This is a genomic window from Nocardioides agri, from assembly GCF_013778305.1.
In the GTDB taxonomy this organism is placed as follows: Bacteria; Actinomycetota; Actinomycetes; order Propionibacteriales; family Nocardioidaceae; genus Nocardioides; species Nocardioides agri.
The window spans coordinates 1,930,516-1,943,563 of sequence record NZ_JACEIC010000002.1 but is presented as its reverse complement, the minus strand read 5'-3'; the positions used below and the strand labels follow the sequence as shown (position 1 = coordinate 1,943,563).

Sequence of the window (13,048 nt, the reverse complement as noted above, 5' to 3'; positions counted from 1 at the left end):
TGGCGGCAAAAGCCCGGCGGGACAAGCGATTCAGCCCAGAGCAGAGACCTCGGGCGTGGTCTCCCCGAGCAGCCAGTCGTCGAAGAACGCGGACAGGTCCTCGCCGGACTCCGCCGACCACCACGCGGTGATCTCGTCGTAGTCGGCGTTGCCGTCGTCGTGGCTGGCCGGCCACTCGCGCACCAGCCTCCAGAAGGTGTCCTCGCCCAGCCGGCCCCGCAGCTCGTGCCACATCAGGGCGGGGACGGTGTAGACGTTCGAGGACGCGAACGCGGTCGGGTCGTAGTCGGCCGGCGGTCCGAACTTCTCGCGCAGGCTCGCGTCGGTCTTCGCCCACGCTCGGACCGCCGAGTCCAGCGGGACGGTGCCGACCTCGTCCTCCCAGACGAACTGGAGGTAGGTCGCCATGCCCTCGTTCATCCACACGTCCGACCAGTCCCGGGGCGTCACCTGGTCGCCGTACCAGTGGTGGGCCATCTCGTGCACCAGCACCTCGGGTGAGGTGGCGTAGTCGTTGTCGCCGAGCGTGATCATCGTCTGGGTCTCCATGCCGCTCATGGAGTCGACGACGAGGAACCCGAGGGTGGAGAAGGGGTAGGGGCCGAGCCGGTCCTCCAGCCACGCCAACCCGGCCGGGGCCGCCCGGAGCCGCTCCACCAGTCTCGGGCGGTCGGGCGGGGTCCAGTAGGTGATCGGCACCCCGGAGTCCGACCGGTCCAGGGTCGCCTCGAACTCCCCGACCGCGACCGTGACGAGGTAGGACGCGGCCGGCTCGTCGAGCACCCAGCGGGTCACCGTGCGGCCACCCGTGGTGTGGCGGTCCCGCAGCTCGCCGTTGGCGATCCCGACCCACGGCGCGGGGGTCGTGATCGTGAAGGAGTAGAGGGCCTTGTCGGACGGCTGGTCGTTGACGGCGTACCAGGTGTAGGCCCCGAAGGGCTCCTGCATCGTCCATGCCCCGCCGTCGGACGTCGGGGTCCAGCCGGTCGTGTCGAAGTCCCGGCGCTGCACCGGGGCCGGGACGGGCTCCGGCGTGCCCGCGTAGCGGACGACGAGCGTGTGCCGGCTGTCCGCCGCGACGGTGGCGGAGACGAGGAGGTCCTTGCCGTCCTGCTCGTACGACGCGGGCACGCGGTCGAGGGTCACGCTGCTGACCGTGAGGGCGTCGCTCAGGTCGAGCCGGACCCGGTCGGCGTCCGCGGTGGCGCGGAAGCGGAGCCGCTCGACGCCCGTCAGCGTCGTCGTCACGCGATCCCACCTGAGGTCGAGGTCGTAGCGCAGCGCGTCGACTCCGGGGTCGCCGACGTCGGGGTAGACCGAGTCCTCGACGGGCTCGCTCTCGCCGCGGACGGTGGCGGGCGGCGGCGTCGATGTGGCGGGTGCCGGCCCGGGCGCGGGGGAGGCCTCGCGCGGCTCGTCGGTGTCGCCCGTGCAGGCCGTCAGCAGCAGCGCCGTCGCCACCACCGCGCCCGCCCTCATCAGGACTCCCGGAGCAGCGGCCGGGCGAGCCGGCGGCCGTGGTGGATCTGCGCCTTGACGGTGCCGAGCGGGACGCCGACCTGCTGGGCGATCTCGTCGTAGGGCAGCCCGTAGACGTCGCGGAGCAGCAGCGGCTCGACGTACTGGGGGTGCTCGCGCTCGAGGGTCTCCATCGCCTCGAGCAGGTCGAGGCGGGTCCCGGCGATGACGCTGGTGGTCCGCGGGTCGGGCCGGTCGGCCGCACCGGGCTCGTGCGGGTCGCGGGGCGTGGCCTGGGTCTTGAGGCGGCGGTAGGTCGAGCGGGCGCTGTTGACCGCCACGACGTGCAGCCAGGTGGTGAAGCGGCCGGTGCCCTGCCAGGAGCCGATCTTGTTGGCGACGTTGATGAGCGCGTCCTGGCAGGCGTCCTCGGCGTCGGCGAGGTGGGGGAGCACGCCGCGGCAGACGTTCAGCGTGCGCGGCCGCACCGCGGCGAGCAGTGCCTCGAGCGCGTCGCGGTCACCCCCACGCGCACGCCGGGCGAGATCGTCGATCTCGTCCGGCATGAGTCCCTCGGTCATGCAGGCACCCTTCCCCGTCGTGGGCACCATTGTGCTCGACGACGGGGAAGGGTGACCGAAGCGTTACTTGACCTCGGAGCGGAGCACCGACCAGAGGCCGATCGCCAGCGGGATCACCAGCCAGAAGAGGCCGGTCACCGCGAGCTGGGCCCAGTTCTCCCCGGTCATCGAGGAGGCGTCGGTGAGGGCGCCCTGCGCGTAGTTGAAGTCGACCCACGGCTGGGCCTTCTCGAACCACTCCTGGGTGGCGGCGAGCACCGAGGTGATCGTGCCCAGCACGAACCCGTAGACGAAGTAGCCCACGATCGCGCCCGCCGAGTTGCGGAACAGCACGCCGAGCATGAACCCGATCAGCATGTTGAGGATCTGGAAGAGGATCAGCCCGGCGAAGTCGCCGCCGACGATGTCCCAGACCGGGTCCACGCCGACGATCGCGGCGCCGAGGAGGTTGCCGAGCGCGCCGATGCCGAAGGCGAGCAGCATCGAGACGATGCCGACGCCCAGCGCCACGGTGAGCTTGGCCCGGATGATCCGGCCCCGGTGCGGCACCAGGGTGAACGACGTGAGCCCGGTGCGCTGGCTCCACTCGCTGGTGACCGACAGGATCGCGATCATCGGCAGGATGATCGCCATCGGGATGCCGATGGCCGCGCCGAACGAGTCGTAGGTGATGGCGTCGTCGGGAGCGAACAGGATCGTCGCCGCCGTCGCGAGCACGGCGAGGATGCCGACGCTGGCCAGCAGCCAGAAGCCGGACCGGGTGTCGAACGACTTGCGCAGCTCGACGCCGATGATCCGGGACATGGGGATCCGGGCGGGGGTCGGTCGCGTCGTCCGGCCGACCTCGGTCTCTACTGCTACGGCAGTCATGCCGCCACTCCTTCGCTCTTCTGGTCACGCTGGGTCTCTGCGGTGAGCTCGAGGAACATCTCCTCGAGGCCGGCGCCGTCGGCGCTGCGCAGCTCGGTCAGGGCGACGCCCGCGGCGAGCGCGACCTCGCCGACGACGTCCGGGTCGGCCTCGACGCGGAGCGCGCCGGTCGACTCGACGAAGTGCAGGTCCGCGGCGACGAGCGCCCGCGACAGGGTCGGCAGGTCGCGGGTCCGCACCAGGGTGCCCGCTGCGGCGAGCAGCTCGGCCTTGGTGCCGCCGGCGACGATCCGGCCCTGGCCGATGACCACCAGGTCGTCGGCGATGACCTCGATCTCGTGCAGCAGGTGGCTCGAGAGCAGCACGGTGCCGCCCTGGTCGGCGTACCCGCGCAGCAGGTCGCGCATCCAGCGGATGCCGGCCGGGTCGAGGCCGTTCGCGGGCTCGTCGAGGATGAGGACCGCGGGGTCGCCGAGCAGCGCGGTCGCGATGCCGAGCCGCTGGCGCATGCCGAGGGAGTAGTTGCGGACCCGGCGGTTGGCCTCGGTCGGGGTCAGGCTGACCCGCTCGAGCATCGCGTCGACGCGGCCCTTCGGCAGGCCCATCGTCTGCGCGGCGATCGTCAGGATCTCGCGGCCGGTGCGTCCGGCGTGCTGGGCGGAGGCGTCGAGGAGGACGCCGACCTCGAGCCCGGGGTTCGGCAGGTCGGCGTACCGGCGGCCGGCGATCTCGGCGTGGCCGGACGAGGCGGGCGTCAGCCCGACCATGATCCGCATGGTGGTGGACTTCCCGGCGCCGTTGGGCCCGAGGAAGCCGGTGACGCGACCGGGCTGCGCCGTGAAGGAGACATCGTCGACGGCGGTGAAGCCGCCGTACTTCTTGGTGAGGGACTCGACCTTGATCATGACTCGACCCTCGCGGTCCGGAGGGTCATCGCACATCGGGGAAGCCGGTGGCTCGGTCCCTGACCCGACCCCGAGGTCTCTCGGGGTCGCGACCCCGAGACGCGTCCCTGGAATGATGCGCGCGTGCCCATGCCTGCCCGTCTCGGTCGGTACGCCGTGCGCCGGCGTATCGGGTCGGGCGCGTTCGCCACCGTGTGGCTGGCGTTCGACGAGCAGCTGGACTCCCCGGTGGCCATCAAGGTGCTGGCCGAGAACTGGACCGAGGACCTCCAGGTGCGCCAGCGCTTCCTCGAGGAGGGGCGCTTCCTGCGCAAGGTGGAGTCGCCCCACGTGGTCACCGTCTACGACGCAGGCGAGCTCGACGACGGACGCCCCTACCTGGTGATGTCCTACGCCGACCAGGGCACGCTCGCCGACCGGCTCGAGGTCGACGGCCTCACCCCGGCGCAGGCCTTCGAGGTGGTCCGGCAGATCGGCACCGGCCTGCAGACGCTGCACGACCGCGGCGTGCTGCACCGCGACCTCAAGCCCGCCAACGTGCTCTTCCGCACCGTGGACGGGCGGGTCCGGGCGATGGTCGGCGACCTCGGCCTCGGCAAGTCGATGGAGGTGTCCTCACGGCTGACGGTGATCGCCGGCACCCCGTCGTTCGTCGCCCCCGAGCAGGCGCAGGGGGAGGCGCTCGACGCGCGGGCGGACCTCTACTCGCTGGCCGCGCTGACCTACCTGCTGCTCAGCGGCCGGGCCGCCTACTCGCACGCGACGCTCGCCGCCGCGTCCGCCCCGGGCCCGCCGCCGCCGCTGTCCACGCCCGACCGGCCGGTCCCCGCCGAGGTCGAGGCGGTCGTCCGCCGCGGCCTGGCCGTCGACCGGGAGGAGCGGTGGCCGGACGTCGCGACGTACCTCGCGGCGCTGGGCGCGGCGCTCGGCCCGGTGGGTGCGGACGCCCCCGAGCCCTGGCTGCCCGTCGACCCCCACCTGACCCAGCCCGGCGCGGCGCCCTCGCGTGCCGCACCGGGCTCGCCACTGCCGGAGCCGGTGCCGCCCCGCCGCCGCCGTCGCTGGGCTGCGGCGACCGCCGCGTGCCTGGTCGTGCTGGCCGGCGCGGCCGCGGCCGGGTACGTCGCGGCCGGCGACCCTCCCGCGACCGAGACCGTCGACGACTCGACCGGTGCCCTGACCGTGACCGTGCCGTCCGCGTGGGACGCCGCGGTCGCGACCGACGAGTGGCAGCCGCCGGACCAGCACGACGACTACCCGGCGCTGTCGGTCGGCACGACACCCGACTGGCGGGAGCAGCCCGGCGCCGAGGGCGTGTTCCTCGGCGTGCTGCCGCAGTCGGAGCTGCCCGACCACGTGCCCGGCCACCCCGAGTGCGAGGTCGCGCACCCGCCGGTCGAGGGCAGCGACGCGATGACGGTCGTCTACACCGGGTGCCCGGAGGGCGACGTGATCGCCGAGCGGGTCGTGCAGGTGGCTGCCAACCGGCTGCTCTGGGTACAGATCCGCACCGGCTCGATGGCGGCCGCCAACCGGGTGCTCGACGGCGTCGAGACCCACGGCTTCGGCTGACCCTCAGAGCTCGGTGTCCGACATCAGCCGGTCGAAGAGGTCGGCGAGCCCGGCGCGGTCGGCCTCGCGACCGATCACCGCGACGCGCAGGTACGCCGTGCCGTCCCGCGGGATGAAGCCCTCGTAGCTGACCCGCCGGTGCTCGTCGGTGACGTAGGTCGAGACGAAGCGGTCGTCGGACTGCGACTCCACCACGAGGTCGTCGGCGTCCGGCGCCGCGCGCAGCGCCGCGATCCGGCCGGCCACCGCGTCCGCCACGGGCTGGTGGTTCTGCCCGACCTGGCTGACCCGGAAGAAGAACAGGTTCTTCGTCAGCCCCGGCTCGGGGAACCAGCGCCACTCGCCGGGGCTGGAGTCTGACCTGACCCAGCCTCGGGGGACGGGCAGCGTCACCTGGAACGGTGGTGCTCCGACCTCCACCGGCCGGGTACGCACCCCCGGTCGCAGGGCGGGGTAGGGGTCGTCGGGCACGACCTCGGCCGGGGTCACCGGGATGCTCGGCGAGGCCGCGGGCATCGGCCGGGCCTCGAACCGCACCGGCTCGGGCACGTCCTCGCGGCCGACCCGGTAGCCCAGCAGGGCGGCGCCGGCGGCGAGCAGCACGAGCGCGCACGCGACCCCGAGCCAGCGCACCCTCATGCGGCACAAGGTACCGGCGCGTCGGCATGTGGGCGGCACGCCGGGGCTGTGGCAAGGTGTGGTCGCACTCCACGACTCGGGAGGTCAGGATGCAGGAACTTTTCGACCGGCACCGCGCGCTGCTCGACGCTGCCGTGGCTGCCTGTGCGAGCCGCGAGTACTTCTCCGCGTTCGACGAGTCGCCGTCGCCGCGGGTGTACGGCGAGGAGGCCGCCGGCGCCGGACGCGCGGCGTACGAGGCGTGGCTGGGGACGGAGTTCCCGCTGACGACGCCGGGCGCCGACGGCACGGTGGCGACCGAGCGGTCGCCGTACGGCTTCGACCTGGGGGTGCGCTACCCGCGTGCGGCCGACGTCGGGCCGCTGCTCGAGGCGGCGCGGGCCGGCATGCACGCCTGGCGGCTGGCCGGTCCCGACGGCCGGGCCGGCGTCTGCCTGGAGATCCTGGCGCGCCTGCACGCGCGGATCTTCGAGCTCGCCAACGCCGTGCAGCACACCAGCGGGCAGGCGTTCGTGATGGCGTTCCAGGCCGGCGGCGCGCACGCGCTCGACCGGGCGCTCGAGGCGATCGCCTACGCCTGGACCGAGATGACGCGCACGCCCGAGACCGTCGTCTGGGAGAAGCCGGGCCGCGGCGAGCCGCTGCGGATGGAGAAGACGTTCACCGTGATGCCGCGCGGGGTCGCGCTGGTGGTCGGCTGCAACACGTTCCCGACCTGGAACTCCTGGCCCGGGCTCTTCGCGTCCCTGGTCACCGGCAACGCCGTCGTCGTGAAGCCGCACCCGGCGGCCGTGCTGCCGCTCGCGATCACGGTGCAGGTCTGCCAGGAGGTGCTGGCCGAGGCCGGGTTCGACCCGAACCTCGTCGTGCTCGCCGCCGAGGAGGACGGCGACAAGCTCGCCGCCACCCTGGCCCGGCGGCCGGAGGTGCGGATCATCGACTTCACCGGCGGCAACGCGTTCGGCGAGTGGCTCGAGACGCACGCCCCGCAGGCCGTCGTCTTCACCGAGAAGGCCGGCGTCAACACGGTCATCGTCGACTCCACCGCCGACTTCGCGGGGATGTGCCAGAACCTGGCCTTCTCGTTCTCCCTCTACTCCGGCCAGATGTGCACGGCGCCACAGAACGTGTTCCTCCCGGCCGCCGGCATCGAGACCGACGACGGTCACAAGAGCGCGGCCGAGGTCGCTGCCGGCATCGGCGCCGCGCTCGACCGGCTCCTCGGCGACGACGCGCGCGCGGTCGAGCTGCTCGGCGGCATCGTCGCCCCGGCGATCGTCGACCGGCTGGAGCGCGCCGGCCGCGGCGACGTGCTGGTGCCGAGCCGCGAGGTCCCGCACCCGTCGTACCCCGACGCCACCGTGCGGACCCCGACGCTGCTGCGGCTCACCTCCGACGACGCGGACACCTACTCCACCGAGTGCTTCGGGCCGGTCGCCTACCTCATCGAGACGGCCGACACGGACGAGTCGATCGCGCTCTTCGGCCTCACCGTCGAGCGGCACGGCGCGATGACGGCGTCCGTCTACTCGACGTCCGACAAGGTGCTCGGCCAGGTGCGCGAGGCCGCGCTCGAGGCCGGAGTGGCGCTGTCGGAGAACCTGCACGGCGCGGTCTTCGTCAACCAGTCGGCGGCGTTCTCCGACTTCCACGGCACCGGCGCCAACCCGGCCGCCAACGCGACCTACACCGACGGTGCCTACGTCGCCTCGCGGTTCCGGGTGGTGCAGTCGCGCCGGCACGTCTGACGCCGATGAGGAAAGCAGTTTCGCCGGGTCTGTCGATTTCGTAGGGCCGCCTTCGTCGTAGGGGTGAGAGCCCTTCCACGGAGGAGACGACCGATGACCGAGATGACCACACGCAGCCGCTGGCTCGCCCTGTACGTCCTGTGCCTGGGCGACCTGATGATCGTGCTCGACTCGAGCATCGTGAACGTCGCGCTGCCCTCGATCCAGGAGGACCTGGGGTTCTCCCAGTCCGCTCTGGCGTGGGTCGTGAACGCCTACCTGCTGACCTTCGGCGGCTTCCTGCTGCTCTCCGGACGGCTCGGCGACCTGCTCGGCAACCGTCGGGTGTTCCTCGGCGGCGTCGTCTCGTTCACGGCCGCCTCGATCGCGTGCGGGATGGCGCCGTCGGCCAGCCTGCTTGTCGTCGGCCGCGCGGTCCAGGGGCTCGGCGGCGCGGCCGTGTCGGCCGTGGCGCTGTCGCTGATCGTCGGCCTCTTCTCCGACCCTGGCGAGCGGGCGCGCGCGATGGGCGTCTTCGGGTTCGTGATGTCGGGCGGCGGCGCGGTCGGCGTGCTGCTCGGCGGCGTGCTGACCGGGCTCTTCTCGTGGCACTGGATCTTCCTGGTGAACGTGCCGATCGGCGTCTCCGTCTGGTTCGCCGCCCGGCGGGTGCTGCCCGCCGACGAGACCGTCGAGCACCGCGGCCGGATCGACGTGCTCGGTGCCGTGCTGATCACCGCCGCGCTGATGACCTCGGTCTACGGCATCGTCAGCAGCCGCTGGGCGCTGCTCGGGGTCAGCGCCGTGCTGCTGGCAGCGTTCGTGCTCCGGGAGTCCCGCATCGCCGAGCCGCTCGTGCCGCTGCGCCTCTTCCGGCTCCGCAACGTGGTCGTCTCGCAGATCGTCGGCGTGCTGTGGGCCGCGGCCATGTTCGCCTGGTTCTTCCTCGCCGCCCTCTACCTCCAGCAGGTGCTCGGGTACGGCGCCCTCGAGGTCGGCCTCGCGTTCATCCCGACCAGCGTCGTGATGGCGTGGTGCTCGCTGCGCGTCTCCGACCGGCTCGTCATGCGGTTCGGCATCCGCCCGCCGCTCGTGGTCGGGCTCTCGCTCGCCGCGGTCAGCCTGGCGCTGTTCTCCCGGGCGCCCGTCGACGGCAACTTCCTCGTCGACGTGCTGCCCTCGATGGTGCTGCTCGGTGCCGGCGCCGGCATCGCGTTCAACCCGGTGCTGCTGGCGGCGATGGGTGACGTCGAGCCGCACGAGTCCGGCCTCGCCTCCGGCGTGGTCAACACGTCCTTCATGATGGGCGGCGCGCTCGGCCTGGCCGTGCTGGTCAGCATCTCCACCGCCCGCACGACCTCGCTCGCCGACGCCGGTGCGGCTCCGCTCGAGGCGCTCAACGGTGGCTTCCAGGTCGCCTTCGCGGTCGGCGCCGCGGCGGCCGCCCTCGCCGCGGTCGTCGGCGGGGTGTTCCTCCGCCCGAAGCCGATGGTGATGCCGGAGGAGCTCCCGGACGAGGAGGCCTGCGCGGCCTGATCATCTGCCGTCGAGTGACGCGAACCGGCCCCCAGGAGCTGCTCCCGAGGGCCGGTTCGCGTCACTCGACGGTCTCGGCGTCAGCCGAGCAGCAGACCCACCCCGAGGCTGACCAGCCCGGCAGCCAGGATGAGCGCGCCGACGGGGATCATCACGACCAGGCGGTTCGGCTCGGTGCGGCCGGCGCCCAGCGAGGAGAGGAAGAACCCGCCGGGCATCACCAGGGCCGCGACGGCCACGCCGAGGTGCGAGAGCCAGTCGAGGACGCCGGTCTGCGACGTGGCGTCCGCGTAGAGCTGGCAGAGGAGCGCCACGATCAGCAGGACGCCGGCGTGGGCGTGGCCGGCGCGGGCGAACTTCTCCTGGAAGGGCGTCACGCCGGCGCGCCCGCGGACGATCTGCAGCATGTAGAGCCCGCCGCTCTCGACGGTCACCAGGCTCAGCAGCAGGACCCCCGCGAGGATCCGGCTCTCGTCGGACAGCATCATCAGAAGACTTCCTTTGGATAGTGGACTCTCCAAACTGTTGGATAGAACGCTATCCAATGCCACGATGATTCCGTGTGGATGTCCGAGCTGTCCGAGCGCAGCGGCGTGCCGGTGCCGACGGTGAAGTACTACCTCCGCGAGGGACTGCTCCATGCCGGCGAGGCCGTGGGCGCGACCCGCGCGGTGTACGACGAGTCCCACGTGCGCCGCCTCCGGCTCATCCGCGCGCTCGTCGACATCGCGGGACTCGGTCTCGACCGGGTGCGCGAGGTCCTGGCCGCCGTCGACGACGAGAGCGGCGACCTGATGGCCGCGATCGGGGCGGCGCACATGCAGCTCTCCAGCCCGCCCGCCACCGAGCCGAGCGCGGCGTCGCGGGAGCGCGTGGCCGCCTTGGTCCGTCGCAAGCGCTGGCACACCGACCCGGACGCCTCCCACGCGATCGCGCTCGCCGCGGCCCTCGACACCGCTGCGCTCGCGGACCAGCCGATGTCCGACGCCACGCTGGAGATCTACGCGACGGCCGCCGCGGACGTCGCCCGCCGCGATCTGGCGACCACCCCGCGTCGCGACGCGCAGGACGCCACGGCGTACGCCGTCATCGGGACGCTGGTCAACGAGCCGATCCTCGTCGCCCTCCGCCGGATGGCGCACGAGCACCTCGCGCGCCGGCGGCTGGCCCGCAACGGCTAGCGTTCCGGTCGTGCCGAGCATCCTCATCCGCAACGCCCGCCTGGTCCCGGTCGGGGCCGACGACGACGTGCCCGACGCGCCGGTCGACGTGCTCGTCGAGCGCGGCGAGGTCGTCGCCCTCGGCGCGGCGGTCGAGCGGCCGCATGGTGTGGACGAGATCGACGCCGCCGGGCGCTGGCTGATCCCCGGGCTGTGGGACCAGCACACGCACCTCACCCAGTGGACGCTCGCCTCCCAGCGCCTCGACCTCGCCGGCGCACGCTCGCCCGAGGACGCCACCCGTGCGGTCGCCGAGCGGATCGCGCAGCACCCGGACCTGCCCGTCATCGGCTGGGGGCACCGCTCCGTCGGGTGGCACCGGGAGCCCACCGTGACCGAGCTCGACGCCGTCTCGGGCGAGACTCCGGTCGTCCTCATCAGCGGGGACGGCCACCACGCGTGGCTCAACACCTCCGCCCTCATGCACCTCGCGATGCCCGTGCGCGACTCCGTGGTCCGCGAGACCGAGTGGTTCGCCGCCTACCCGCGGCTGGTCACGCTCGTCGGCACCGACGGCACCTCGCCGGAGGCCTACCGCCGGATGCTCGAGGACGCCGCGGCCAGGGGCATCGTCGGGATGGTCGACTTCGAGTTCGGCGCCACCCGCGACGGCTGGCTGGAGCGCTGGGGCGAGGGCTGCGACCTGCTCAGGATCCGCTGGGCGACCTACGCCGACACCCTCGACGACGTGATCGCCGCCGGCCTGCGCACCGGCGACCCGCTGGCCGGCGACCCGCGCCTGACCATGGGCCCGCTCAAGATCATCAGCGACGGCTCGCTCAACACCCGCACGGCCTGGTGCTGCGAGCCGTACGGCGACGCGCACGCGCTCGACCATCCCGAGGGCCAGCCCAACCTCACCGGCGCCGAGCTGCGCGGCCTGCTCGCCCGCGCGCACACCCGTGGGCTCCAGGTCGCCACCCACGCCATCGGCGACGCCGCAGTGCGCGAGGCTCTGGCGGCGTACGCCGAGACCGGCGCCCGGGGCTCGGTCGAGCACGCGCAGATGTGCCGCCGCGACGACGTCCGCCGGATGGCCGAGCTCGGCGTCCGCGCGAGCGTGCAGCCGGCCCACCTCCTCGACGACCGCGACATCACCGAGAAGGTCTGGGGCGAGCGGTCGGAGCGTTGCTTCGCGATGCGCTGGATGCTCGACGACGGGGTCGACCTGGTGCTCGGCTCGGACGCGCCGGTCTCGCCGCTCGACCCGTGGCTGGCGATGGCCTCGGCGGTGCACCGCAGTGCCGACGAGCGCGACCCGTGGCACGCCGAGCAGGCGATCTCGGTGCGCGAGGCGCTGGCCGCGTCGGTCGACGGGCGGCCGACGGTCGGCCTCGGATCGGTCGGCGACCTCGCGCTGGTCGACCGCGACCCGCTGCTGCGCGACCTCGGTCCGGCCGACACCGCCGACCTGGGCCGCGCGCTGCGCGGGATGTCCGTCGCGACGACGGTCGTCGCAGGCCACGTCGTGCACGACGCGCGCTAGGCACGCACGGGGAGGGTGACCGAGAGGTCGGGCACCTCGCGCTCGAGCGCGGCCAGCACCTCCGCGGCGTCGAAGGCCGACCCCGGCGCGACCGCGCCGGTCGTCCGCCCGCGGCCGTCGAGCAGCCGGAGCGCGCCCTCGACCACGATCGGCGCGGACACGGCGTAGATGTCCCGGCCCGCGACGCTCGCGCGCCTCGTCTCGGCCCCCCGTCGGACGGCCACCTCCACGACGAACCGCTGCGCCGACCGGCCGGCCTCGTCGACCGGCGCCGGAGCCTGGGTGCTCGGGTCGCGCAGCTCGGCCAGCGAGACCGCCGTGAGGTAGGAGCCCACCTCGCCGACGTCGAGGTGCCGGGCGATCGTCACGACGTCGGTGAACGGCACCGCGACCACCTCCTGCTCGCCGAGCGGTCCCAGGAAGGTCCACGACCGGGTGTCCGGCTCCCCGAGGGGCACGAGCCCGCCGCCGCGCACGACCAGGCGCGGCGCGGTGTTGCGGGCGCCGGTCGCGAGGCTGCCCGCCGTCGGCCACCAGTGGTCGAGCCCGAACGCCACGTCGATCGCGTCGGCGACCGGCTCGCCGTCCAGGAGCGCGGTCGCGAGCAGGTCGGAGAGCGCTCCGTAGAACGCCATCGCGGGCACCACGGTGACCCCGGCGTCTCGGGCCGCGCCGTCGACTGCGCGGTAGAGCTCCTGCGCGGCGGGCTGCTCGGCCGTCACGTCGAGGTAGTGGGCGCCGGCCGCGACCGCGCCCCGCGCCAGCGGCAGCGCCGTGTCGAGGAACGGCCCGGCCGCGTTGATGACGACGCCGATGCCGTCGAGGCCGCGGCGTACGGCGCCGGCGTCGTCGAGCCCGAAGACCCGCGCCCCCGTCGACCGGCCCGCGAGCACGGGCTCGACCCCGCGCCGGCGCAGCTCGTCGACGATGAAGCGGCCCGTGTGACCGGAGGCGCCGTAGACCATGACCTGGGAGCTCGTGGTGTCCATGACGTCGATCCTGGGGCGCATGGCCTCTGCGGACGAGCGTCTGAAACGACGTGGTGCGTACACTT

At 73.4% G+C, this 13,048-nt stretch carries 12 protein-coding genes; 5 read left to right on the top strand and 7 right to left on the bottom strand.

Going from position 1 to position 13,048, the window contains the following annotated elements; translation table 11 throughout:
- Nucleotides 1-30: 30 nt before the first annotated feature.
- The 4 genes from HZF07_RS14030 to HZF07_RS14015 form a co-directional block, all read right to left on the bottom strand.
- The gene (locus HZF07_RS14030) at nucleotides 31-1,479 is read right to left on the bottom strand and encodes a M1 family metallopeptidase (RefSeq protein WP_157342499.1); all 1,449 of its coding nucleotides are present in this window, start codon (nucleotides 1,477-1,479) and stop codon (nucleotides 31-33) included.
- Nucleotides 1,479-2,039 (bottom strand): RNA polymerase sigma factor, encoded by a 561-nt coding sequence (locus HZF07_RS14025; protein WP_157342496.1) that lies wholly within the window; start codon nucleotides 2,037-2,039, stop codon nucleotides 1,479-1,481. The genes HZF07_RS14030 and HZF07_RS14025 overlap by 1 nt, the downstream gene beginning before the upstream one ends.
- A 63-nt stretch (nucleotides 2,040-2,102) precedes the next feature.
- Nucleotides 2,103-2,909: an ABC transporter permease gene (locus HZF07_RS14020; protein WP_157342494.1), complete on the bottom strand. Its 807-nt coding sequence runs from the start codon at nucleotides 2,907-2,909 to the stop codon at nucleotides 2,103-2,105.
- Entirely contained in the window at nucleotides 2,906-3,814 is a 909-nt protein-coding gene (locus HZF07_RS14015) for an ABC transporter ATP-binding protein (RefSeq protein WP_157342492.1), read from the bottom strand. Before HZF07_RS14015 ends, HZF07_RS14020 begins: the two co-directional genes overlap by 4 nt.
- A 129-nt stretch (nucleotides 3,815-3,943) precedes the next feature.
- Between HZF07_RS14015 and HZF07_RS14010 the strand changes: the two genes are divergently transcribed.
- Nucleotides 3,944-5,386: a serine/threonine-protein kinase gene (locus HZF07_RS14010; protein WP_157345277.1), complete on the top strand. Its 1,443-nt coding sequence runs from the start codon at nucleotides 3,944-3,946 to the stop codon at nucleotides 5,384-5,386.
- A gap of 3 nt (nucleotides 5,387-5,389) precedes the next feature.
- Here the strand turns inward: HZF07_RS14010 and HZF07_RS14005 are convergent, their stop codons facing one another.
- Complete coding sequence (locus tag HZF07_RS14005; RefSeq protein ID WP_157342490.1) at nucleotides 5,390-6,025, bottom strand: hypothetical protein; 636 nt, start codon at nucleotides 6,023-6,025, stop codon at nucleotides 5,390-5,392.
- Nucleotides 6,026-6,114: 89 nt separating this feature from the next.
- On the opposite strand from HZF07_RS14005, the gene paaN reads away from it, so the two are divergent.
- The gene (paaN, locus tag HZF07_RS14000; RefSeq protein ID WP_157342488.1) at nucleotides 6,115-7,773 is read left to right on the top strand and encodes a phenylacetic acid degradation protein PaaN; all 1,659 of its coding nucleotides are present in this window, start codon (nucleotides 6,115-6,117) and stop codon (nucleotides 7,771-7,773) included.
- A gap of 93 nt (nucleotides 7,774-7,866) precedes the next feature.
- Nucleotides 7,867-9,288: a DHA2 family efflux MFS transporter permease subunit gene (locus HZF07_RS13995; RefSeq protein ID WP_157342485.1), complete on the top strand. Its 1,422-nt coding sequence runs from the start codon at nucleotides 7,867-7,869 to the stop codon at nucleotides 9,286-9,288.
- An 80-nt stretch (nucleotides 9,289-9,368) separates the two neighbouring features.
- Here the strand turns inward: HZF07_RS13995 and HZF07_RS13990 are convergent, their stop codons facing one another.
- Nucleotides 9,369-9,776: a hypothetical protein gene (locus tag HZF07_RS13990; RefSeq protein WP_157342483.1), complete on the bottom strand. Its 408-nt coding sequence runs from the start codon at nucleotides 9,774-9,776 to the stop codon at nucleotides 9,369-9,371.
- 78 nt (nucleotides 9,777-9,854) lie between these two features.
- Here HZF07_RS13990 and HZF07_RS13985 point away from each other — a divergent pair, with 78 nt between their 5' ends.
- Both HZF07_RS13985 and HZF07_RS13980 read left to right on the top strand, forming a co-directional pair.
- Nucleotides 9,855-10,469: a MerR family transcriptional regulator gene (locus HZF07_RS13985; RefSeq protein ID WP_157342481.1), complete on the top strand. Its 615-nt coding sequence runs from the start codon at nucleotides 9,855-9,857 to the stop codon at nucleotides 10,467-10,469.
- 10 nt (nucleotides 10,470-10,479) lie between these two features.
- A complete protein-coding gene (locus tag HZF07_RS13980; RefSeq protein ID WP_181645189.1) occupies nucleotides 10,480-11,994 on the top strand; it encodes an amidohydrolase in 1,515 nt (504 codons plus the stop codon).
- Here HZF07_RS13980 and HZF07_RS13975 read toward each other — a convergent pair.
- Nucleotides 11,991-12,983: a saccharopine dehydrogenase family protein gene (locus HZF07_RS13975; RefSeq protein ID WP_198346402.1), complete on the bottom strand. Its 993-nt coding sequence runs from the start codon at nucleotides 12,981-12,983 to the stop codon at nucleotides 11,991-11,993. The two genes, HZF07_RS13980 and HZF07_RS13975, sit on opposite strands and share 4 nt — an antisense overlap.
- Between the last annotated feature and the right edge of the window lie 65 nt (nucleotides 12,984-13,048).